Source organism: Bosea sp. 29B (assembly GCF_902506165.1).
Classification (GTDB): domain Bacteria; phylum Pseudomonadota; class Alphaproteobacteria; order Rhizobiales; family Beijerinckiaceae; genus Allobosea.
The window spans coordinates 4,774,857-4,797,608 of sequence record NZ_LR733817.1 but is presented as its reverse complement, the minus strand read 5'-3'; the positions used below and the strand labels follow the sequence as shown (position 1 = coordinate 4,797,608).

The following is a 22,752-nucleotide window of genomic DNA, read 5'->3' as shown; positions in this document are numbered from 1 at the left end:
TGGCCAAGCCGGCCGCGCCATGGCAGGGCATGGCGTCACCTTTCCGGAGCCATGATGTCCGCCCCGTCCCGCCCCCGTTTCCAGAATCGCCGCGGCCGTCCGGATCGTGATGGCCCGCCGCCGCATCGGCCCGGCGAGATCGACGAGGCGATTCTCTATGGCGCTCATCCGGTGATCGAGGCGCTGCGCAATCCGCACCGGCGCTTCCGCAAGCTGCTCGCCACCGAGAACGCGCTGAAGCGCCTGAGCGAGGAGATCGGCGAATTGCCGATCGAGCCGGAAATGGTCAGACCTTCGCAGATCGACCGGCTGCTGACACCCGACGCGGTGCATCAGGGGCTCTATCTCGTCTGCGATCCCCTGCCCTCGCCCGATCTCGATAGCCTGCCGGACGATGCGATCGTGCTGGCGCTCGACCAGATCACCGATCCGCACAATGTCGGGGCGATCCTGCGCTCGGCCGCCGCTTTCGCGGTCGCCGCCGTGATCGTCACGATCCGCCATTCGCCCGCCGCGACGGGCGTGCTGGCCAAATCGGCCTCCGGCGCGCTCGAGCACGTACCGCTGGTCGCGGTGAAGAATCTGGGAGATGCGCTCGACAAGCTCGGCGAGCGCGGATTCCTGCGGCTCGGCTTCGATTCGGAAGGGGACGTCTCACTCGACGAGGTCCCGCTACGCCGTCCTTTGGTACTGGTGATGGGCGCCGAGGGCAAGGGCCTGCGCCAGCGCTCGCGCGAGCTCTGCGATCACCTCGCCCGGCTCGACATGCCCGGCGCGATCAAGAGCCTCAACGTCTCGAACGCGACCGCGATCGCGCTCTACGCCGCGACAAGGCGCTAGAGCATCGGACCGAAAAGTGGAATCCACTTTTCGGACGAATCCGATGCGATACCTTTGATCTGACCCTCAGCGCCGCGCCACACGGCCATCGCTGCTGAAGCGCATGACCCGGACCACCGGCTGGCCCTGCCGCGTCTCGATCCGATACAGCACCGGATCGGCCGCCGGCGGGCGTGCGATGCCGATCGCGACGGGAATCGAGCGTTCCTTTTCCGGCGGCGGCTCGCTTACTTCCGGCAGCACGACCACGACCCGCTGATCGCCGGATCCGCCGTAGAAGCCGGGATAACCGGCGCCGTAGACGCCCACCCGACCGCGACGGACGTAGCCGGACTTCAGGGCCGGCCGCATCGCTGAAAGGCGCGGCGCCGGACCGGAAAATCCGCCCTTGGCCGGCCCCGCGGCGAAACCGGGAGCCGCTACGGCCGAAGACGCGGCGACGCATAGTCCCGCCAACACGATACCCAGAGGCATTCCGGAGCGAACTTTCATCGCCACCTCCCCTTCCTGCGCTCACCGCCGACCCGGGCCGACATGGTTAGCGAAAGGTTAGCGGCTTGCGCCCGGCAAGGCGAGTCATGACGGGATTTTGAGCCGAGCCACCCCTGCCGAATGCTCAATCCTTCGTCTTACGCCTTTCGGTGCAAGACCAAGTGCTCGGTTGAAGATTGCGGGGGGTAGACGCATTCCTAACCCATCAAACTTGGCTTTTCCAAGGCCTTTATCCTGAGTCGGCTTGCCCGGCTCCAAGCGAAGAACCGCCAGCAAGGCGGCGTGAGGGTGCAGCGGGTGGTCCGCAGCGCCCGGGGGAACGATAAGACGGGAGCGCGACATGAGCATGGCACAGGCATCCGGGGCGGCTGGACCGCGCCCGATGACCAGGGAGGAAAGGAAGGTCATTCTGGCCTCCTCCCTGGGCACGGTCTTCGAATGGTACGATTTCTACCTCTACGGCTCGCTCGCCACGATGATCGGCGCGCACTTCTTTTCGGCCTTCGACGCCAACACGCGTGCCATCTTCGCGCTGCTGGCCTTCGCCGCCGGCTTCCTGGTGCGTCCGTTCGGCGCGCTGTTCTTCGGCCGGCTCGGTGACCTGATCGGCCGCAAATACACCTTCCTCGTCACCATCCTGATCATGGGCGCCTCGACCTTCTTGGTCGGCCTTCTGCCCAGCTATGCCGCGATCGGCTGGATCGCCCCGGTCATCCTGATCGCGCTGCGCATGCTGCAGGGTCTGGCGCTCGGCGGCGAATATGGCGGCGCGGCGGTCTATGTCGCCGAGCATGCCCCCCCAGGGCGGCGCGGCTTCTACACCTCCTGGATCCAGACCACGGCGACACTCGGCCTGCTGCTCTCGCTGATCGTCATCCTGGGCATCCGCACCCTCATGGGCGAGGCTGACTTCGCCGCCTGGGGCTGGCGTATTCCGTTCCTCGCCTCGATCCTTCTGCTCGGAATCTCGGTCTACATCCGCCTCCAGATGCAGGAATCGCCTGCCTTCCAGAAGATGAAGGCCGAAGGCACCGGTTCGAAGGCGCCGCTCTCGGAAGCGTTCGGCCAGTGGAAGAACGCCAAGATCGCGCTGCTCGCGCTGTTCGGCCTCACTGCCGGCCAGGCCGTGGTCTGGTACACCGGCCAGTTCTACGCGCTGTTCTTCATCCAGAGCATCCTCAAGGTCGATCTCTACACCTCGAACGTGCTGATCGCCTGGGCGCTCATCCTCGGCACCGGCGGCTTCATCGTCTTCGGCTCGCTATCCGACAGGATCGGCCGCAAGCCGATCATCCTGGCCGGCTGCCTGATCGCGGCGCTGACCTATTTCCCGCTGTTCGGCGCGCTCACCAAGGCGGCCAATCCCGGCCTCGCGGCGGCGCATGAGAACGTCAAGGTCCAGGTCGTCGCCGATCCCGCCACCTGCGGCTCGGTCTTCGATCCGGTCGGCGTGCGGACCTTCACCCAGCCTTGCGACATCGCCCGCCGCGCGCTGGCCTCGCAGGCGATCCAGTACACCCAGGCCCCGGCCCCGGCCGGCACGGCTGCCAAGGTCACGGTCAACGGCAAGGACGTCGCGATCGACGCCGCCTTCGCCGCCAATATCGGCAAGGAAGCGGTCGCGGCCGGCTATCCGGCGCCGGGCGATGCCCGCATCGTCAAGACCGGCTTCCTGGGCGCCCTGTTCAGCGCGCAGTCGCTGACGATCATCGCGATCCTGACCGTGCTCGTCATCTATGTGACGATGGTCTATGGCCCGATCGCGGCGGCGCTGGTCGAGCTCTTCCCGACCCGCATCCGCTACACCGGCATGTCGCTGCCCTACCATATCGGCAATGGCTGGTTCGGCGGCCTGCTGCCGGCGACGTCGTTCGCCATGGTGGCCGGCACCGGCGACATCTTCTACGGCCTCTGGTACCCGATCGTGATCGCGATGATGACCTTCGTCATCGGCATGCTCTTCGTGCCCGAGACCAAGGATCGCGACATCCTGACCCACGACAACGGCTGATACCTCAGCCAGGATCGGCCCCGCCGACCTTCGAACCCCGCCCGAAAGGGCGGGGTTTTGTCGTTCGGAGCTGGCAGATACCAAGAGGCGCCGCTCCTCTGCTTGCCGGGTGAGCTATGCTCCCTCGACGCCATCCTCACGCCAGGAGAAGGTCGGGTCCAGCGTCATGCTGTAGTTCGGGTGGTTCTGGATGGCGGCCGCCAGTTCCTGCAGCTCGGGCATCGTGGCATCGAGGGCTCTTCTTTTTTCGTCGACGACGATCGACGCAACCTTGTTTGCGGCCATGAAGACATCGTCCCGCAGACTATCTTTTCCCTGCCTGGGATTGATAGCGAAATACATATGCAATATACCAGTCGTTATATAGGCTATGACTTCTGTCGTGATAGCCGGAACCACGGTCTTCTTGATGTCAAGAATACAGTGCACGGCCTCGTGTGCTATCGATGCCTTCTCGTGACTGACCGTTCCGTAACTCGCCTTGGGAACGAAGAAGGTGTTTTCTCCGTCTCCGCTCACGACATACATGGCAGCCGCATCGTGAGGGACATTGCCGACGATGACGTGAACCGCATTCTTGCTGATAGCGGTCGCGACTCTTTTGAAATCGGCGTGATTTATCCTGATCCCATTGTAACTATACGAGACGACCTGAACGGGGCCATAGAGGAGAGCGTTGATCAAGCGCTTCTTCAGCGCCTTCATCTCACCAGCGGTCGCCATGGCTGCCTCCCATCTCTGGACGAGCGAGCCTAGGTCAGCGCGCAGCCGTGAAGCATCCTCCATATGACGGACGAGATCGGACGCGGGGGATTTCCGGCCCGGCGGGACCGTGCGGGCTGGAGCTACGGAATCCGCGCGTGACTCGCCCTGCCCCACGAGATCGAGACCCGTAGCCCAGTCACACCGGCAGCACGGTGACCGGCGTTCCGAGCGCGACCCGGGCATAGAGGTGGATGATGTCCTGGTTGATCATCCGGATGCAGCCCGAGGAGACATTGGTGCCGACGGTATAGGGCTCGGTCGTGCCGTGGATGCGGTAGCCGAGATCGCGCCCCTCGCCGAAGAGATAGAGGGTGCGAGCCCCCAGCGGGCTCTTCGGCCCGCCGCGGACGCCGGGGCCACGCGACGTCGGCTCGAGCTGGGCCCTGATCTGCGGGTCGCGGTCGATCATCTCCTGCGGCGGCACCCAGTCGGGCCAGTCGCGCTTCATGTTGATCTTCGCCTGGCCCGTCCAGCCGAAGCCCTCACGGCCGACGCCGACGCCATAGCGCGTCGCGACGCCCTGCGATTCGACGAAATAGAGGTGGTAGGAGCCCGGGTCGACGACGATCGAGCCCGGCGGCTCCGGCCGACGGAACTCGACCGTCTGGCGCAGATAACGCGGCTCTATGCTCTGGTAGTCGATCGCCGGCACCGCAAAGCGCTCGCCCGGATATTCCACATAGACCTGCGCATAGTTCGGGCGCGCCAGCGTACGCGTCAGGCTGGGCCCTCTCGGAGCGGCAATCTCCGGCAGGCCCACGATGCTGCCCCCTCCGCCGCAGCCGGCGAGGCCGGGGGCGAGGAGCGACAGGGACGACATGGTAAAGGAGCGGCGGCTCAGCATGGGCACATCTCAGACAAGGCTTTTGCAAAAGCATCGACTTAGATGGTTACGAGCCGGTGAATGCCGGTGCGTTAGTTTCCGCTTCGCTCAGAATCGCATCTCGACCCTGCCCTTGAGGGCGTGGTCTCTGGAGCGTTCGCCGATGGCGGCGGAGTAGGTCAGGCCGAGTGCGGTGGCCGAGGAGATGCGCCAGTCGAGGCCGGCCTCGGCGGTGAGGGCGTCGCGGTCGATCGGGGCGGCGAAGACCTGCGCCGGCGTGGTGCCGGCGACGAAGGCGGTGCGCGCCTGCGGCGTCAGCTCGCCAAAACCGTGGCGCCAGCCGAGCATGGCCCGGGCGAACAGCGGCATCGCCCCAAGCTGCGCCTCGGCCCTTAAGCGCATGGCGTCAGCAAGCCAGTCGGCGGCGGAGCGGGCGCCCGCTCCGCCGCCGACTGGCTTGCTGACGCCATGCCGCCCGCCCGCGCCGCCGCCACCCAGCGACTGCGCTTCGGCTCTCGATTGCATCATGAGGGTCGCGACCACGACTGCGCTTGCCAGAATCCCGGCAAGCGCCGTGGACGAGCGCAGCGCGGCACGATTCTCCCGTTTGGGGCCGAAGGCCGATTTCACTGCGACTGCCGTCATGGGCGAGCCACCCGGGCCGCCTTACACGTCGGATTGCAGCGCGGGTTCCGATCTCTGGCGGTGCGGTGGCAGCGAAGCGGCATCGGCGGAGCAGGTTTGTCGGTCGATCTCCCATATTTTCGCGCGCGGACGGCGCGGCAAGCGGATTTCGACCAATGGACATGCCGGTTCGACGAACGGTGGCTCAAGCCCGATTCATCGTGAGAAATCAGTTAAATGGCAGCGGACCGGACCGCTTTGCGAATCAGCAGCGCGCCCTCACACGCCGAGGCGTTGCCGCAGCTCCTGCCGATAGGGCCGCGACACCGGCCAGGGCTCAGCGAGCTGGCCGAGCCCGATCGTCCAGCGATCCCCGACGCGCCGGTCGAGGCCGCTGACATGCTGCAGATTGACGATCGCGGTGCGGTGGATGCGCAGGAAGAGCGCCGGCGGCAGGAGCCCGGCCCAGAGCGTCAGCGGGCGGAGGTCGAGCACCGTCGAGCCGTCCCGCAGCCAGACCTTGGCATAGTCGCGCGCCGAGCGGACGCCGAGGATGGTTTGCGGGTCGACCCCGACGATCTGTCCCTGTCGGCGCAGATAGATCAGCGGCGCGAATGTCCTGGCGGCGTCGGCGAGCGGCTGGCCGTCGCGGGGCGAGCCGTAGCGCGCCAATGCGATCAGCTCGGCGCAGCGGAACAGCGCGCCGATCTCGGCGGCTGACCAGCGGCGCTCGGCCGCGGTCGCATCGAAGCCGATGCAGGCGCGCAAGCGCCCGTCATGGAAGACCGGCACGCTGAGCACGCTCCTGTCGCCCTGCCTGAGCATCTCGACCTGGAGCGGGCGGGCCGGACGCGGCAGCTCGGCAACCCGATTGATCATCACCGCCCTGCCCTTCGCCAGGAACTGGTGAAGCCAGGCGATCATGGTCACCGGCGTGTCCTGCAGATCCTCGACGAAGGATCGCACACCCTGCCGGCTCCATTCATGCGTGTTTCGGAAACGCAGTAGCTCGGCGTCGTATTCGAACATCCAGGCGCGGTCAGCGCCGGCGAGAGTGCCTATCTCTGCCAGGGCCGCGGTGATCGCGATATCGATGGGCTCCTGCAGCAACCGCCTGGCCACGTGATAGGGCCAGTCGAATCCGGTCGCCTCACTGCACTCGCCGAGCGCATAGGCTTCGTAGATGGGATCGGTTGCCGAGGTGGAGCGTTCAAGCATGCCGTGAGCGATCTTCCGCTATCATCCGCCCAGGGCAAGCCTGCGCTTGCGCTGGGCGACGTCGCATCAGGCCGGCGCGGCGGGAGCACCGGCCCATTCGGTCCTTGCCGGGATCGCCTCGCCCTTCATGACGATGGTGAGGAGACCGAGCCGGGCATGGTCGCCGATATCGGTGTCGTAGAGCACCGTGGTCAGCCCGCCGAGCGCGCAGCCCTTGCCGATCTCGATGCGCCCGACCTTCATCACCCTGTCCTCGAAGAGGTGGGTCTGGAGGTTGGCGGTCGCGTTGATCGCGGCGTAGTCGCCGATGCTGACGCAATCGAACTCGGTGATATCGGTCGAGTCGAGATAAACGCCCTGGCCGATCTTCACGCCGAAGAGGCGCATCGCCCAGGGCAGCATCGGCGTGCCGCGCAGCGCATTGAGCAGGATCGCGCCGGCCGTGCCCCAATAGAGCGTCGTCATCGCCTCGGTGCGCAGCGCCCACCAGGACCAGAGGCCGCGATTGCCGGGCCGGTAGACGCCCATCAACAACCATTTCACCAACAGCACGGCCGTTGCCAGGGCGATCGAGGTACCGATCGCGCAGGCGATGAAAATCGGGGCGAACTCGGCCCAGCTCTGGGCGCGCTCGAGGGCGGGGAAGAGGAAGAGCTCGGCCGTGATTGTACCGAAGGTGATGAACATCATCGTCGGCATCGAGGCGCTGAACAGTTCGAAGACGGCGCGCAGGACGCGGCGCCAGAGCGGCGGCCGGAAGGTCTTGGCGATATCGGCATCGTCGAAGCGCTGGCGTGAGGGCAGCAGGATCGGCGGGCTGCCGAAGCGTGTCTCGCCGGGCTGCATCGCGACATCGCTGGGCGGCTTCGACTTGATGCCAAGCAGCGAGCCGCTCGGCAGGAAGGCACCGGGCGGCACGACCGCATCATTGCCGATGAAGACCTGATCGCCGGTGCGCACGGGCTTGGCGGTCATCCAGCCGCGGCGGACATCCTCGTCGCCGAGCACGACCTCGTCGGCGACGAAGCAGCGATCGCCGATCTCGATCATGTCGTAGCGGCCGGCGAAATTGGTGGCGATCTCAGTGTCCTTGCCGATCTTCGCGCCCATCATCCGGTACCAGAGCCGCATGTAGATGGTGGAGAACAGCGAGGACAGGCTCTGGAGCATCACCTCCGAGGCGAGGCCGACGGTCCATTTGCGCAGGCCGTAGCCGGAGGCGATGGCGTGCGTGCCCTCGATCGAGCGCGGCTGCACCAGCCAGCGGATCGCGGTGACGAACAACACGGTGCCGAGCATCAGCACCATCGCGGTCGGCCAGGCGATGACCGGCAGGACCCAGCGATAGTCGATGCCGACCAGCTGCTGCAGCGGCCCGTCGAACCGGTCGAGGATGACGAAGGCCGGGAAGATCGGCAGCAGCGCCAGCGCCGGCATCAGCACCAGCATGGCGGCGAAGAAGACGCCCTGCAGGGCCCTGACCGGCATCGAAAGCTTGGGCGCGGGCTGCGGCCAGGCGGCGGGGTCGACCGCGCCGATACGGCGGCCGGGCGAGCCGTCCCAATGCTCGAAGGCGCCGATGCGGCTGCCCGCGGCGAGCGCTGTCAGGTCGGCGAGTTCGGCACCTTCGCCGATCACCGTGTCGTGGCCGATGGCGCAGGAAGTGCCGATATAGGCGTCCTTGCCGATCGTGATCCTGCCGATCACCAGCTCGTTGCCGACCACCTCGGCATTGGCGAGGCTGAGTTTGCCGCCGAGCGTGACGTCGTCGCCGATCTCGACGAGGTCGATCGCACCGGCCTCGAAGCCGCTGACGAAGACGCCCTTGCCGACCTTGGCGCCGAGCAGGCGCATGGCAATGCTCGCCAGCGGCGTGCCCTGCATCAGGCTGAGATGGATCATCGCGGTGAACTGGCGGGCAAGCCACCAGCGGAAGAAATAGACACCCCAGAGCGGATAACGGCCCGGCGTCGTGCGCCAGAGCACCAGGCGCTTGCCGACGATGCCGGCGAGCATTACCGTGAGCACAACGAGGGCGTAGATGCCCATCATCATCAGGACTTCGCGCAGCTCGATCACCCCGTCCGAGGTGATCAGCTCGTAGATCACGTAGATCGTCAGCCAGGGGCCTGTCAGCGCCAGCAGCAGCAGCGGCATGCAGGCGAGCTGGGCGAGCCCGCAGAGCAGGCGGCGCGATAGCGGCGGCGGCTCGAAGGAAAGATCGCGTGCCGGCTTGCCCGCATTGGCCTGCCTGCGCTCGTCGAGCCGGGCGGCGATCGCGCGCAGCGTGCGCAGGCTGTAGACGTCCTCCAGCGTGATGCTCGGCAGGTCGGGATTAGCGCGCACGCCGGCGAGGAAGGTCGCGGCCAGCAGCGAATGGCCACCGAGATCGGCGAAGAAATCGGCCTCGAACCCGACCGACTGGCCCGGGAAGAGCGGCTTGGCGGCGGCGAGCAGGGCGGCCTCCGTCGCGCTCTGCGGTTCCTCCTGCTCCTCGGCGGAGGCTACCAGCGTCAGCGGTGCCGCCTTCAGCGTCTTGCGGTCGGCCTTGCCCGAGGTCAGGCGCGGCAGGCTCGCCATCTCCTCGAAATGCGAAGGCACCATATAGGGCGGCAGGGTCTCCTTCAGGGCGGTGCGCACGACGCCGCGGTCGAAGGCGGCGCCTGCATCCGGCACCACGAAGGCAACGAGCCGGTCGATGCCGTCATCACGGCGCAGCACCACGGTCGCCTGCGAAATGCCGGGCAGGTCGCAGAGCCTCGCCTCGATCTCGCCGAGCTCGAGCCGGAAGCCGCGCAATTTGACCTGGTCGTCGATGCGGCCGTGGAAGAGGATCTTGCCCTTCTCGGAGATGCTGACCGCGTCGCCCGAGCGGTAGAGCACCGGGTCGGTGCCGTCACCGCCGAAGGGGTTGGCGATGAATTTCTCGGCAGTGAGCTCGGGGCGACCGAGATAGCCGGCGGCGACGCCGGGGCCACCGATCAGCAATTCGCCCTCGGTGCCGGGGCCGACGATCCGCATCTCCTCGTCGACGACATAGCAGGTGTAATTCGGGATCGGCACACCGATGGTCACCGCCTCGTCCGGCGTGACCTCGTCGACGGTGGCGACGACGGTGGCCTCGGTCGGCCCGTAGGAGTTGAAGACCTTGCGGCCCGGGCGGCACCAGCGCTGGCGGACGGCGGGCGGGCAGGCTTCGCCGCCGAGAATGATGATGCGCAGGCTCGGAATGTCCTGCGGCATCATGGCGAGCAGCGTCGGCACGGTGTCGAGCACGGTGATGCCGGCTTCCGCCATCAGGGCCGGCAGGCGCTCGACCTCTCCGAGCACCTGCGCCGAGGCGACCCAGAGCGTCGCGCCGACGAGATAGGGGACGAAGATCTCCTCCAGCGAGAGATCGAAGGCGACGGAGGCGCCCTGGAAGGAGATATCGTCCGCCGCCATGCCGTAGACGAGGTTCGACGAGCGCAGATAGTGGCAGATGTTGCTGTGGGCGATCACGATGCCCTTGGGCTTGCCGGTCGAGCCCGAGGTGTAGATCGCATAGGCCGGGCTCGCCGGCGTCACACCGTCGGCGCGCGGATCGACCGGCGGGGCATCAGTGCCCACGGCGATCAGCTCGCGGCAGCTCACGGCGTCAGCAGGCAGTTCCCGATCGAGCTTCGCGCGGGTGGCGTCGTCAATGACGATGATCTTCGCGGCGCAATCCGCCAGGCATTCGCCGATGCGCTCGGGCGGAGCGTCGGCGTCGAAGGGGATATAGGCCGCGCCGGCCTTGAGGACGCCGAGCAGCGCGACGTGCAGTTCGAGCGAGCGGGACATCCACAGGCCGACGAAGGAGCCGGCCGTGATGCCGCGCGCCCGGAGCGCACGCGCGACCTTGTCCGCCCGGGCGTCGAGCTCGGCGTAGGTGACGCGTTCGGCTCCGAAGATGATGGCGGTCCGATCGGGCGTGCGCCTGGCGGAAGCCTCGAAGATCTCGCCGAGCAGTTCGTCACGCAGGAGCGACGGCTCCACGGCACCCACGAGCTTCCCGGCCTCGCGCCCGACGATGGCGTGCATGACCCGCTTCCCCCAGCCAGATGCCGCAAGGCCGAGCCGCCGTTGCGAGACCGGAGTTATTAGCGGCGAGACATGTAAATTGCGTTAGGACGTTGCGACGGGTTGTTCCCTCACGCAATCCGAGCAAGCGCTTCGCACCTCTCCTTCGCACCGTCGTCGCCATCGCCTCGCCCAATGGGACGAGCGTGCAGGGAACTCGCCAATCCGGAACGGCCGGCCCATGATGCGGATCATGAGCGCCTGCGAGGTGCGCTATCGTCGCTTGTTAGTCACACGAAAAATGGTTACAAACGCAACTATATCATAACTGCTGCCGGCGCCGAAGCGGCCATGGCAGGAGGGCTGGCGGGCCTTTCGGGAGGATGGTCATGAACGTTCGGAATACGACTGCCGCGCAGGCGCAGGACGGCACGACCAGGAGCGCGATTGCGGCCGGCTACATGTCCGGCTTCGGCAACGGCTTCGAGACCGAGGCCCTGCCGGGCGCATTGCCGCTCGGCCGCAACTCGCCGCAGCAATGCGCCTACGGGCTCTATGCCGAGCAGCTCTCCGGCTCGCCCTTCACCGCGCCCCGCACCACCAATGAGCGCTCCTGGCTCTACCGCATCCGGCCGACGGTCGCCCATTGGAACACGTTCAGGAAGGTCGACACCCGGCTCTGGCGCACGGCACCGGCTCGCGAGGTCGACATGCCGATCGCGCCGCTGCGCTGGAGCCCGATCCCGATCCCATCAGAGCCGCTCTCCTTCGTCGAGGGCGTCCACAGCATCACCACGGCGGGCGACGCCGGCAGCCAGGGCGGCATGGGCGCGCATGTCTACCTGATCACGCGTTCCATGGTGGACGAGTATTTCTACAATGCCGATGGCGAGATGCTGTTCGTGCCGCAGCAGGGCTCCTTACGCCTGTGGACCGAGTTCGGCATCATCGACATCGAGCCGGGCGAGATCGCGGTCATCCCGCGTGGCGTCAAGATCCGGGTCGAGCTCACGGATGGCCCGGCGCGGGGCTATATCTGCGAGAACTATGGCGGCGCCTTCACCTTGCCGGAACGCGGGCCGATCGGCGCCAACTGCCTCGCCAATCCCCGTGACTTCCTGACGCCGGTTGCCGCCTATGAGGACCGCGACGCGCCCTCGAAGATGTATGTCAAATGGGGCGGCAATCTCTGGGCCGCCGACATCGCGCATTCGCCGCTCGACGTCGTCGCCTGGCACGGCAACTACGCGCCCTACAAATACGATCTCAGGCGCTTCTCGCCGGTCGGCCCGATCCTCTACGACCACGCCGATCCGTCGATCTTCACCGTGCTGACCTCGCCCTCGGAGACCCCCGGCACCGCGAATATCGACTTCGTCATCTTCTCCGACCGGTGGCTGGTGGCCGAGAACACCTTCCGCCCGCCCTGGTACCATATGAACGTGATGAGCGAGTTCATGGGGCTGGTCTACGGCGTCTACGACGCCAAGACCGGCGGCGGCTTCGTGCCGGGCGGCATCTCCCTGCACAACACGATGCTGCCGCACGGCCCGGACCTCGACGCCTTCGAAAAGGCCAGCACCATCGACTTGAAGCCGCACAAGCTCGAAGGCACGCTTGCCTTCATGTTCGAGACGCGTTTCGCGCAGCAGGTCACCGCCTTCGCCGCGCAGAGCGAGGCGCTGCAGCAGGACTATGGCGGCTACGGCCACAAGCTGACCAAGCATTTCGACCCGAACAAGCCCTGAGGCCGGGGGCCGCATTGCAGCGCGCAGCGTCTCAGATGCCGAGATAGGCCTCGCGGATGCGTGGGTCGGCGATCAGCTCCTCGGCCGTGCCGCTGATGCTGATGCGGCCGGTCTCCATGACGTAGCCACGATCGGCGATCCGCAGCGCCGCATAGGCGTTCTGCTCGACCAGCAGCACGGTCACCCCGAGCGCTTTCAGGGTCTTCACGACATCGAAGATCTGCGCGACGAGGATCGGCGCCAGCCCCATGCTGGGCTCGTCGAGCAGCAGGCATGCGGGCCGTGCCATCAGGGCACGGCCGATCGCCAGCATCTGCTGCTGGCCGCCGGAAAGGCCGCCGGCCGGCAAATTGCGTTTCTCCTTCAGGATCGGGAACATCGCGAAGGCATCGGCCATGTCGCGCTCGACGCGCTCGTCGGCGAAGAGATAGGCGCCGAGCCGCAGGTTCTCCTCGACGGTCAGGTTGGTGAAGATCAGCCGGCCTTCCGGCGATTGCGAGAGGCCGAGGCCAACCCGGCGATGGGCCGGGATCGCCTTCAGCGCCTCGCCGCGGAAGATGATCGCGCCGCCGCTCGCCGGCTGGACGCCGGAGATGCAGCGCAGCAGCGTGGTCTTGCCGGCGCCGTTGGCGCCGACGACGGTGACGATCTCGCCGGAACCGACCTCCAGGTCGACGCCGTGCAGGACCTCGATGCGGCCATAGCGCGAGCGCAACCCCTCAACCGAGAGCATCGCCCGCCTCCGTCGCTTGCGTTCCGAGATAGGCCTCGATCACCCTGGGATCGCGCGAGACGGCAGCCGGCGCGCCCTCGGCGATCTTCTCCCCGCGATCGAGCACGACGATGTGCCTGGAGATGCGCATCACCATCTTCATGTCGTGCTCGACCAGGAGGATGGCGACGCCGGACTTCGCGACCTCGGCGATCAGGTGGTCGATCTCCTCGGTCTCGACCGCGTTGCAGCCGGCAGCCGGCTCGTCGAGCAGGAGGATGCGCGGCTCCAGCGCCAGCGCCCGGGCGATTTCGAGCCGCTTCAGCGCGCCATAGGAGAGCGAGGACGCCTCCCGCTCAGCGCCGCGCGCCAGGCCGACGCGTTCCAGCAATTCGCTCGCGCGGGCGCGGGTGGCGGCACTGCGGCGGCGCGAGGACGGCAGGCTGAGGAGATCGCCGAGGATCGGGCCGCGCTCCTTGAGGTGGCAGCCGGTCATGGCGTTCTCGAGCACGCTCATGCGCTGGAAGATCTGCAGGTTCTGGAAGGTGCGCGACAGGCCGCGCTCGGCCAGCCGGTTCGGCGCCATGCCGGTGACGTCCTGGCCGTCCAGCGCGATCCGGCCGCGCTGGGGCTGGTAGACGCCCGAGATCATGTTGAACAGCGTGGTCTTGCCGGCGCCGTTGGGGCCGATCACCGAGACGATCTCGCCCGGCGAGACCGAAAAGCCGACATCGTTGACGGCGGTGAGGCCGCCAAAATCGATGCCGAGGCCCTCGACGGAGAGGAGCGTCATCAGCCCCTCCCCTTCAGGCGGCGCATGAGCGAAGGCAGCAGCCCCTCGCGCATGAAGATCATCACCAGCATCATGATCAGGCCGAGGATGAGGTTCTCGTATTGCTGCAACACGGTCAGCGCCTGCGGCAGCAGGGTCAGCGCCGCCGCGCCAAGGATGGCGCCCGGCACCGAGCCGACGCCGCCGAACACCGTCATCGTCACCAGCTCGATCGAGTGCAGAAAGCCGGCAACGTCGGGCGTGATGAAGCGGTTCATCAGCGCCAGCAGCGAACCGGAGAGCGAGGCATAAACGGCCGAGATCACGAAGGCCGAGAGCTTGAGCCTGGCGACGTCGACGCCGACGGTGCGGGCCGCGACCTCGGAATCGTGCAGGGCGCGCAGCGCCCTTCCCGAGGGGCTGTCCTGCAGGTTGAGCGCGACCCAGGCGCCGGCCAGCATGGAGATGCCGGTGGCGGCGTACCAGAACTGGGCATTGCTCAGGCCGATACCGATCGAGGCGAGCGCGCTGCGCAGGCCGAGCTCGGCGACCTCGCGCCCGTCCGGACCGCCGGTGATCTTCGCTTCGTTGGCCAGCACCATCGAGACCAGGATGCCGAAGCCGAGCGTGGCGACGGCGAGGTAATAGCCCTTGAGCCGCAGGATCGGCCGGCCGATCAGCCAGGCGACACCACCCGACAACACCGCGCCGAGCAGCATGGCGAGGCCAGGATGCAGGCCAAGGTAGCCTGGCGCCAGAGCACAGGCATAGGCGCCGATCCCGGCGAAGCCGGCATGGCCGAGGCTGATCTGGCCGGCGAAGCCGATCAGGACGACGAGGCCGGTGACCGCGAGTCCGTTGACGAAGATCAGCGCGCCGATGCGGTAATAGAAATTCGAAGGGAAGAGGGCCGGTGCCAGCGCGATCAGCACGGCGAGCACGATCAAAGTGAGATGCTTCTGGGACAGGCGCATCGTCACACCCGGTCCATCGCCTTGCGGCCGAACAACCCTTGAGGCCGGGCGAACAGGATCACGAGGATCAGCACGAAGGCGACGGCGTCCTTGTAGACGGAACTGACATAGCCGGCGGTGAGCGCCTCGATCAGCCCGAGCAGCAAGCCGCCGGCCAGCGCACCGGCCGGAACGCCCATGCCGCCGAGCATGGCGGCGGCGAAGCCCTTCAACGCCATCGCGACGCCGAGATCGTAGCTGGTCAGGGTGATCGGGGTGACAAGCACGCCGGCGAGGGCGCCGATCGCGGCCGAGACGGCGAAGCTCAGCGTCATCATGTGGTTGGGGTTGATGCCGACGAGGCTCGCCGCGATGCGGTTGTTAGCGGTTGCGAGCACGGCCTTGCCGGTCAGCGTACGGGCGAAGAACAGCCACAGGACCAGGAAGATCGCGACCGCTCCGGCGATGACCCAGAGGCCCTGCGGCAGGATCGTCGCGCCGAAGATCCTGAGCGGGTCGTCGCCGGAGAAGCTCGGGAAGCGGTGGAGCTGCTTGTCAAAAACGAGCTGGGCGCTGCCGCGCAGGAAGATCGAGGCGCCGATGGTGATGATGATCAGGCTAGCGACGGGGGCGCCGCGGGCCGGCTCGATCGCCAGCTTGTTGAGGAGGACGCCGATCGTCGCCGCCGCGAGAATGGCGAGCAGCGCCGCCAGCGGCAGCGGGATGCCGGCCTGCCAGGCGAAGAAGGTGATCATGCCGCCGAGCATGACGAACTCGCCCTGGGCAAAGTTCACCACATCGGAGGCGTTGTAGATCAGGGTGAAGCCGAGGGCGACCAGCGCATAGACCGCCCCGACTGTCACGCCCGACAACAGGTATTGCAGAAGTTCGGGCACTCTATGCTCCCCGTGGCTCACCCGGATGCCGAAGGCCAGTCCAACTCGTCATGCTCGCCCCTGTGGCGAGCATCCACGTCTCGAACACCGCCCTGCCCGAAGGAAGACGTGGATGGTCGGGACAAGCCCGACCATGACGGAGAGGGTGCCGCCCAGCGACCGCCGATGCCCCGTTCCTGCGCCTTACTGCACCAGCGCCCAGTTGCCGCCCTTGATCTCGAGCATACGGAAGGCGGAGAGATCGAGGCCGAGATGGTCACCCGCTGCCATGTTGAAGGTGCCGGTCACGCCGACGAAGCCCTTGGTGTTCTCGAGCGCGTCGCGGATCGCCTTCGGCTCGGCCTTGCCGGCGCGCTTGATCGCATCGACCAGGAGCCGCAAGCCGTCATGCGCGTAGCCGCCGAAGGTCGAGGCGGGCTGGTTGAACTTCGCCTGGTAGGCGCTCGTATAGGCGGAGACGACCGCCTTCTGCGGGTCGTTCGCCGGCAGGAGACTGGCGACGAGGACGGCTGTGCCGGGCAGGCGCACGCCTTCGGAGGCCGGACCGGCAAGATCGATGAAGCTCTTCGAGGCGACGCCATGCGACTGGTAGAGCGGCGTCTTGATGCCGAGCTGGCCGTAATTGCGGGTGACGATCGCCGGGCCCTGGCCGAAGCCCGGATTGAGGATCGCCTGCACGTCCGCCTTGGAGCGGATATTGGTCAGCTGCGGGGTCATGTCGGCGTCGTTCGGGCCGTAGGTCTCCTCGGCCAGCACGGTGATACCGAACTCGCCGATGACCTGCAGGCATTGCTTGCGCATCGAGGCGCCGAAACCGTCCGAGCCGGAGATCAGGGCGATCTTGCTATAGCCCTTGGCCTTCATGTCCTCGAAGATCTTGCGGCACGCCATCCGATCGGTATGCGGCGTCTTGAAGACGAAAGGCTTGACCGGGTCGATGATCTCGATCGCGCCCGCCAGCGAGATGAACGGGATCTTGGCGTTCTCGACGACCGAGATGATCGACATGGTGGTGCCGGTGGTCGAGCCGCCGACGATGGCGACGACCTCGTCATCCTCGACCAAACGGGTGGCGAAGGTGCGCGCCTTGTTCGGGTCCCCGCCGTCGTCATAGAGGACGAGCTTGATCTTCTGGCCGAGCACACCGCCGGCGGCGTTGATCTCGTCGACCAGCAATTTGAGGGTCTTGGCCTCGGGATCGCCGAGCGAGGAGGCCGGTCCCGTCTCGGAGACCGAGGCGCCGATCTTGATGTCGGCGAGGGCCGGGCCAGCCAAGCCGAGCGTCAGCGCGAGCGCGCCGCCGATAACTCCGAACTTCATCGTTTCCTCCACCGTCCCGGGCGCTCTTTTGTCGAAGCGCTTTGTGGTTGTCGCCGCACCGCCAAAGGCTCGGAGCGCGGTCGTTATCGTTCCCCGCAGGCGCAGTGCCAGCCCTGGATCGTATGGACCCGTCCAGCTCGCTCGCGCCTTCGTTGAGTTAATAATTGACCGACCGTTCGGACTATGCAAGGAATTTTTTGAAGCGACGGCCCAAGGCTGCGACTTGAATGGGAGGAAGGCTCGTGTCCGACACGGTCAAGATAGAGCTCGCCGACGGCCTGCTCCGGCTGACGCTCAATCGTCCCGACAAGCTCAATTCCTTCAATGACGAGATGCATCTGGCGCTGCGCGCCGGTTTCCAGCGCGCGCATGACGAGAGCGCTGTCCGCGCCGTCCTGCTGACGGGCGCCGGCCGCGGCTTCTGCGCCGGCCAGGACCTGGGCGATCGCGATCCGCGCAAGGAGGCCGCGCCGGATCTCGGCCGCACGATCGAGACTTTCTACAATCCCCTCATCCGGCTGATCCGCAGCCTCGACAAGCCGGTCATCTGCGCGGTCAACGGCGTCGCCGCCGGCGCCGGCGCCAATATCGCGATCGCCTGCGACATCGTGCTGGCGGCGCGTTCAGCGAAGTTCATCCAGGCCTTTTCCAAGATCGGCCTCGTGCCCGATTCCGGCGGCACCTGGAGCCTCGCGCAAATGCTCGGCGAGGCGCGCGCCAAGGCACTCGCCCTGACGGCGGAACCGTTGACGGCAGAAACTGCGGCGGCCTGGGGACTGATCTGGCGCGCCGTCGACGATGCAGAGCTGATGAGCGAGGCCGAGGCGCTCGGCAGGAAGCTCGCCGCCGGACCGACTTTAGGGCTCGGCCTGATCAAGCAGGCAATCCAGGCCTCGGCCGGCAACACGCTCGACCAGCAGCTCGACCTCGAACGCGACCTGCAGCGCCAGGCCGGCCGCAGTGCCGACTATGCCGAAGGAGTCCTCGCCTTCCTCGACAAGCGCCAGCCAAAGTTTAGCGGACGATGAGCCTCGATTTCTCCGACCCGCTCGCCGTCGCCCGCGCTTCTGCCGCGGCAATGTGGGAGAACGACCTCGCCTCCCGCAGCCTCGGCATGAGCCTCGACAGCGTCGGGCCGGGCGAGGCGACGCTGTCGCTGACCGTGACGGCGGCGATGACCAACGGCCACAAGACCTGCCATGGCGGCTACATCTTCACTTTGGCGGACTCGGCCTTTGCCTTCGCCTGCAACAGCTACAACCAGAACACCGTCGCGCAGCATTGCTCGGTGACGTTCCTGCGCCCGGCCTTCGAGGGCGACCACCTCACTGCAAGCGCCCGCGAGGTCTCGCGCATCGGCCGCGGCGGCATCTACGACATCAAGGTGACGAACCAGAACGGCGAGCATGTCGCGGAATTCCGCGGCCACTCCCGTACCGTCAAGGGCACGCCGATACCCGCGCCGGGCTGAACGTTCCGGCCGAAACAAGACAAAGCGGAGGACACCCATGGAAGACCTTTCGCCCCGCCCGGGCGATCTAGATCCCATCGAAACCGCCTCCCGCGACGAGATTTCGGCGCTCCAGCTCAAGCGGCTGAAGACGACGCTCGACCACGCCTATCGCAACTCCCCGCATTACCGGGCGCAGTTCGACAAGGCCGGCATCCATCCCGATGATCTGAGGACGCTGTCCGACCTCGCGAAATTCCCCTTCACGGTGAAGAAGGACCTGCGCGACACCTATCCGTTCGGGATGTTCGCGGTGCCTCAAGAGAGGGTCGCCCGCATCCACGCCTCCTCCGGCACGACCGGCAAGCCGACGGTCGTCGGCTACACCCGGAACGACATCGAGATGTGGGCGACCTGCGTCGCCCGCTCGATCCGGGCCGCGGGCGGCCGGGCCGGCGACATCTGCCATGTCGCCTATGGCTACGGCCTGTTCACCGGCGGCCTGGGCGCCCATTACGGCGCCGAGAAGCTCGGCTGCACGGTGATCCCGATCTCTGGCGGCATGACCGAGCGCCAGGTCTGCCTGATCCAGGATTTCAAGCCGCGCATCATCATGGTGACGCCGTCCTACATGCTGTCGATCCTCGACGAGTTCCGCCGCCAGGGCATCGATCCGCGCAGCTCCTCGCTGGCTGTCGGCATCTTCGGGGCCGAGCCCTGGACCAATGCGATGCGCGAGGAGATCCAGCAGGATTTCGACATGCATGCCGTCGACATCTACGGCCTGTCCGAGGTGATCGGCCCGGGCGTCGCCAGCGAATGCGTCGAGACCAAGGACGGGCTGCATGTCTGGGAGGACCATTTCTACCCGGAGATCATCAACCCGGAGACCGGCGAGGTCCTGCCCGACGGCGAGATGGGCGAGCTGGTCTTCACCTCGCTGACCAAGGAGGCGCTGCCGATCATCCGCTATCGCACCCGCGACCTGACGCGCCTGCTGCCCGGCACGGCACGGGCGATGCGCCGGATCGAGAAGATCACCGGCCGCACCGACGACATGATGATCCTGCGCGGCGTCAATATCTTCCCGACGCAGATCGAGGAGCAATTGCTGAAATGCGATGGCCTCGCCCCGCATTTCCAGATCGAGCTCGTGCGCGCCGGCCGGATGGACGACATGGTCGTGCATGTCGAGGCGATGCCGCACGCCACCGATGAGGCCGCGCGCGCTTCGTCAGCCAAGGAACTTGCGCACCACATCAAAAGCGTGGTGGGGGTGAGCACCAAGATACGGGTCGGTGATCCCGATTCGGTCGAGCGTTCGGCCGGCAAAGCCAGGCGCGTCGTCGACAACAGGCCGAAAGGATAACAGGTGATGGCCCGCACCAGGGCTGCGGATTTCGACGAGAAGCGGCGCAGCATCCTCGACAGCGCCGCGGCCGTCTTCGCCAAGCTCGGCATGGAGCGCGCCTCGATGGCGCAGATCGCCCAGGAGAACAATGTCTCCAAGGCGCTGCTCTACCATTACTATCCGAGCAAGGACCTGCTGATCTTCGATATCGGCCGCACCCATCTTGTCGAGCTGGAGGCGGCGATCATTGAGGCCGACCGGCCCGATCTCGAGCCACGGGCACGCTTGCGCCATCTGATCGGCGGCGTGCTGGAGAACTACCGCACGGCGTCGAACTTCCACCAGGTCCTGCTCAACGGCACCGGCTCGCTCACCGAAGCCCAGCGGCTGGAGCTGCGGGAGATGGAACGCCGTATCGTCAAGGCGTTCTCGGACGTGCTGGTCGACATCAACCCGGCGCTGGCGGACAACCGCGCCGGGGTGACGCCGGTCACCATGTCGCTCTTCGGCATCCTCAACTGGGTCTACACCTGGTTCCGGCCGAGCGGAGCGCTCAGCCGAGAAGGCTATGCCGACATGGTCACCGCGCTGTTCCTCGACGGCGCCAGCGCGATGAAGTAGCGGCGCTCAAGCCGGCCAAGTCTTCGCCACCATGGTCAGCACGTCGTATTGCGCGACGAGCTGGGCGTCCTGGTTGGTGACCGTGCAGTCCCAGCGCACCTCGCCATAATCCTCGGTCTCGCGCGGATTGATCTGCTTGCAGGTCAGCGTCACCTGCAAGCTGTCGCCCGGATTGACCGGCGTCAGGAAGCGCAACGCGTCGACGCCGTAATTGGCGAGCACCGGGCCCGGCGCCGGATCGACGAACAGGCCCGCCGCGAACGACACGATCAGATAGCCATGCGCGACGCGCCCGTCGAAGAACGGGTTCGCCTTGGCCGCCTCCTCGTCCATATGGGCGTAGAAGGTGTCGCCGGTGAAATGGGCGAAGTGCTCGATGTCCTCCAGCGTCACCGTGCGCGAGGCCGTGACGAGCTGGTCGCCGATCTCCAGCTCGGCCAGCGACTTGCGGAAGGGATGGATGCCGTCCTGCCGCGTCTTGGCGCCCTGCATCCAGCGGCCGGTGACCTCCGACAGCAGCCAGGGCGCGCCCTGGACGGCGGTGCGCTGCATGTAGTGCTTGACCGAGCGCATGCCGCCAAGTTCCTCGCCGCCGCCGGCGCGACCTGGCCCGCCATGGACCAGCACCGGAAGCGGCGAGCCATGGCCGGTCGAGGACTTGGCGCTGACGCGGTTGCCGAGCATGACGCGGCCATGCCAGGGCCCGAGCGCCTCTACGGCCTCGCGCGCAAAGGCGGCGTCGTTGGTGAAGACCGAGGCGACGAGGCTGCCCTTGCCGCGCCGCGCCAGCTCTGCCGCCTCCTCGGCAGTCTCGTAAGGGATGATCGTGCTGACCGGGCCGAAGGCCTCGACATCATGCACGGCCTTGGCGGAGCCGGGCTTGTCGCAATAAAGCAGCACGGGGCTCAAGAAGGCGCCGGTCTGCGCATCACCCGACATCAGATTGGCTTGAGCTGGATCGCCGGCGACGATCTCGGCATCCCCCTGCAGCTCCGCGATCCGGGCGCGGACCTCGTCGCGCTGGGCGAGGCTGGCGAGCGGGCCCATGCGGGTCGCCTCCTCGCCGGGATTGCCGAGCACGGTCTTGGCGAGCCGGTCTCCTAGCGCTTTGATCAGCGGCTCGACGGTGGCGCGCGGCGCGATCACGCGGCGGATCGCCGTGCACTTCTGCCCGGCCTTTACCGTCATCTCGCGGGCGATCTCCTTGACGAAGAGGTCGAACTCCTCGGTTCCCGCGACGGCGTCGGGGCCGAGGATGGCGGCGTTGAGCGAATCCGCCTCCATGGTGAAGCGCACGGAGTTCTCGACGATCGCCGGATGAGTCTTGAGCTTGCGGCCGGTGGCGGCTGAGCCGGTGAAGGTCACGACATCCTGGCAATCGACATGGTCGAGCAGGTCGCCGACCGAGCCGCTGATCAGTTGCAGCGCGCCCTTGGGCAGGATGCCGGTCGCGATGATCTTCCGCACCATCAACTCGGTCAGATAGGCGGTCTGGCTCGCCGGCTTGACGATCGCCGGCATGCCGGCGAGCAGCGTCGGCGCCAGCTTCTCCAGCATGCCCCAGCACGGGAAGTTGAAGGCGTTGATGTGGATCGCGACGCCTTCCAGCGGTGTCAAGATGTGCTGGCCGGAGAAGGTATTGTCGCGCGAGAGCGCCTCGACATCGCCATCGACCAGCGTGCGCGTGTTCGGCAATTCGCGCCGGCCCTTCGACGCATAGGACAGCAAGGTGCCGACCCCGCCTTCGATGTCGATCCAGCTATCGGTGCGTGTCGCACCGGTCGCGGTGGAGAGCGTGTAGAACTCTTCCTTCGCCTCCATCAGCGCCTGGCCGAGCGCCTTCAGCATCAACGCGCGCTCGTGGAAGCTCATCTTGCGCAGCGCCGGCCCGCCCGCCTCGCGGCCATGGTTCAAAGCACGCTTCATATCGAGACCGCTCGCGTCGATCAGCGCGACCTCGGCCCCCGTCGCCGCATCGAGCAGCGGCACGGCCTTGCCGGCGCCGCGGACCCAGTCTCCGGCGATGAAGGATTCAAGCTGGCGGACGGTCTTCACTGGCGCGTTCATCCCTGGAGATCCCTTGTCGATCGCGGTGTGCGGCTTGGCGCCGTCGTC

General features: G+C 66.8%; 19 protein-coding genes. 7 read left to right on the top strand and 12 right to left on the bottom strand.

All coding sequences use genetic code 11. The features are described from left to right. Positions 1 to 51: 51 nt before the first annotated feature. The gene (rlmB, locus tag GV161_RS23270; RefSeq protein ID WP_152014309.1) at positions 52 to 840 is read left to right on the top strand and encodes a 23S rRNA (guanosine(2251)-2'-O)-methyltransferase RlmB; all 789 of its coding nucleotides are present in this window, start codon (positions 52 to 54) and stop codon (positions 838 to 840) included. Between the two features lie 66 nt (positions 841 to 906). On the opposite strand, the gene GV161_RS23265 is transcribed toward rlmB, so the two are convergent. Beyond that, a complete protein-coding gene (locus GV161_RS23265; RefSeq protein WP_152014308.1) occupies positions 907 to 1,332 on the bottom strand; it encodes a hypothetical protein in 426 nt (141 codons plus the stop codon). Between the two features lie 340 nt (positions 1,333 to 1,672). On the opposite strand from GV161_RS23265, the gene GV161_RS23260 reads away from it, so the two are divergent. After that, positions 1,673 to 3,343, top strand: a complete 1,671-nt coding sequence (locus GV161_RS23260; RefSeq protein ID WP_193219536.1) for an MFS transporter — start codon at positions 1,673 to 1,675, stop codon at positions 3,341 to 3,343. Between the two features lie 114 nt (positions 3,344 to 3,457). Here GV161_RS23260 and GV161_RS23255 read toward each other — a convergent pair whose 3' ends face one another. From GV161_RS23255 to GV161_RS23235, 5 genes are all read right to left on the bottom strand, one after another. Then, positions 3,458 to 4,066, bottom strand: a complete 609-nt coding sequence (locus GV161_RS23255; RefSeq protein ID WP_152014307.1) for a hypothetical protein — start codon at positions 4,064 to 4,066, stop codon at positions 3,458 to 3,460. 178 nt (positions 4,067 to 4,244) lie between these two features. Beyond that, positions 4,245 to 4,952, bottom strand: a complete 708-nt coding sequence (locus GV161_RS23250) for a L,D-transpeptidase (protein ID WP_244624047.1) — start codon at positions 4,950 to 4,952, stop codon at positions 4,245 to 4,247. An 87-nt stretch (positions 4,953 to 5,039) separates the two neighbouring features. Next, complete coding sequence (locus GV161_RS23245; protein WP_159741842.1) at positions 5,040 to 5,576, bottom strand: autotransporter domain-containing protein; 537 nt, start codon at positions 5,574 to 5,576, stop codon at positions 5,040 to 5,042. 258 nt (positions 5,577 to 5,834) lie between these two features. After that, the gene (locus GV161_RS23240) at positions 5,835 to 6,773 is read right to left on the bottom strand and encodes a LytTR family transcriptional regulator DNA-binding domain-containing protein (RefSeq protein WP_152013260.1); all 939 of its coding nucleotides are present in this window, start codon (positions 6,771 to 6,773) and stop codon (positions 5,835 to 5,837) included. A 66-nt stretch (positions 6,774 to 6,839) separates the two neighbouring features. Continuing rightward, positions 6,840 to 10,835: a Pls/PosA family non-ribosomal peptide synthetase gene (locus GV161_RS23235; protein ID WP_152013261.1), complete on the bottom strand. Its 3,996-nt coding sequence runs from the start codon at positions 10,833 to 10,835 to the stop codon at positions 6,840 to 6,842. A gap of 368 nt (positions 10,836 to 11,203) precedes the next feature. Here GV161_RS23235 and hmgA point away from each other — a divergent pair, with 368 nt between their 5' ends. Further along, positions 11,204 to 12,562, top strand: coding sequence for a homogentisate 1,2-dioxygenase (gene hmgA, locus GV161_RS23230; protein WP_152013262.1), 1,359 nt, complete (start codon positions 11,204 to 11,206; stop codon positions 12,560 to 12,562). Positions 12,563 to 12,593: 31 nt separating this feature from the next. Here the strand turns inward: hmgA and GV161_RS23225 are convergent, their stop codons facing one another. The 5 genes from GV161_RS23225 to GV161_RS23205 all read right to left on the bottom strand — a co-directional run bounded on the left by GV161_RS23225 (position 12,594) and on the right by GV161_RS23205 (position 17,215). Further along, a complete protein-coding gene (locus GV161_RS23225; protein ID WP_152013263.1) occupies positions 12,594 to 13,295 on the bottom strand; it encodes an ABC transporter ATP-binding protein in 702 nt (233 codons plus the stop codon). Beyond that, complete coding sequence (locus GV161_RS23220; protein WP_152013264.1) at positions 13,282 to 14,067, bottom strand: ABC transporter ATP-binding protein; 786 nt, start codon at positions 14,065 to 14,067, stop codon at positions 13,282 to 13,284. The genes GV161_RS23225 and GV161_RS23220 overlap by 14 nt, the downstream gene beginning before the upstream one ends. Further along, on the bottom strand, positions 14,067 to 15,020 hold the full coding sequence (locus tag GV161_RS23215) for a branched-chain amino acid ABC transporter permease (RefSeq protein ID WP_193219509.1): 954 nt from the start codon (positions 15,018 to 15,020) through the stop codon (positions 14,067 to 14,069). The genes GV161_RS23220 and GV161_RS23215 overlap by 1 nt, the downstream gene beginning before the upstream one ends. A gap of 2 nt (positions 15,021 to 15,022) precedes the next feature. Further along, the gene (locus tag GV161_RS23210) at positions 15,023 to 15,895 is read right to left on the bottom strand and encodes a branched-chain amino acid ABC transporter permease (RefSeq protein ID WP_152013266.1); all 873 of its coding nucleotides are present in this window, start codon (positions 15,893 to 15,895) and stop codon (positions 15,023 to 15,025) included. Between the two features lie 183 nt (positions 15,896 to 16,078). Further along, positions 16,079 to 17,215: an ABC transporter substrate-binding protein gene (locus GV161_RS23205; RefSeq protein ID WP_152013267.1), complete on the bottom strand. Its 1,137-nt coding sequence runs from the start codon at positions 17,213 to 17,215 to the stop codon at positions 16,079 to 16,081. A 242-nt stretch (positions 17,216 to 17,457) separates the two neighbouring features. Between GV161_RS23205 and paaG the strand changes: the two genes are divergently transcribed. Genes paaG through GV161_RS23185 form a run of 4 tightly spaced genes read left to right on the top strand, consistent with a single transcriptional unit; the run spans position 17,458 to position 20,637 of the window. Then, positions 17,458 to 18,243, top strand: coding sequence for a 2-(1,2-epoxy-1,2-dihydrophenyl)acetyl-CoA isomerase PaaG (paaG, locus tag GV161_RS23200; protein WP_244623946.1), 786 nt, complete (start codon positions 17,458 to 17,460; stop codon positions 18,241 to 18,243). Beyond that, positions 18,240 to 18,686 carry a hydroxyphenylacetyl-CoA thioesterase PaaI gene (paaI, locus tag GV161_RS23195; protein ID WP_152013269.1) on the top strand — a complete coding sequence of 149 codons (447 nt, stop codon included), beginning with the start codon at positions 18,240 to 18,242 and terminating at the stop codon, positions 18,684 to 18,686. The genes paaG and paaI overlap by 4 nt, the downstream gene beginning before the upstream one ends. Positions 18,687 to 18,723: 37 nt before the next feature. Next, the gene (paaK, locus tag GV161_RS23190) at positions 18,724 to 20,034 is read left to right on the top strand and encodes a phenylacetate--CoA ligase PaaK (protein ID WP_152013270.1); all 1,311 of its coding nucleotides are present in this window, start codon (positions 18,724 to 18,726) and stop codon (positions 20,032 to 20,034) included. Between the two features lie 6 nt (positions 20,035 to 20,040). After that, positions 20,041 to 20,637, top strand: a complete 597-nt coding sequence (locus GV161_RS23185; protein WP_152013271.1) for a TetR/AcrR family transcriptional regulator — start codon at positions 20,041 to 20,043, stop codon at positions 20,635 to 20,637. A 6-nt stretch (positions 20,638 to 20,643) separates the two neighbouring features. Here the strand turns inward: GV161_RS23185 and paaZ are convergent, their stop codons facing one another. Further along, on the bottom strand, positions 20,644 to 22,704 hold the full coding sequence (paaZ, locus tag GV161_RS23180; protein ID WP_152013272.1) for a phenylacetic acid degradation bifunctional protein PaaZ: 2,061 nt from the start codon (positions 22,702 to 22,704) through the stop codon (positions 20,644 to 20,646). Between the last annotated feature and the right edge of the window lie 48 nt (positions 22,705 to 22,752).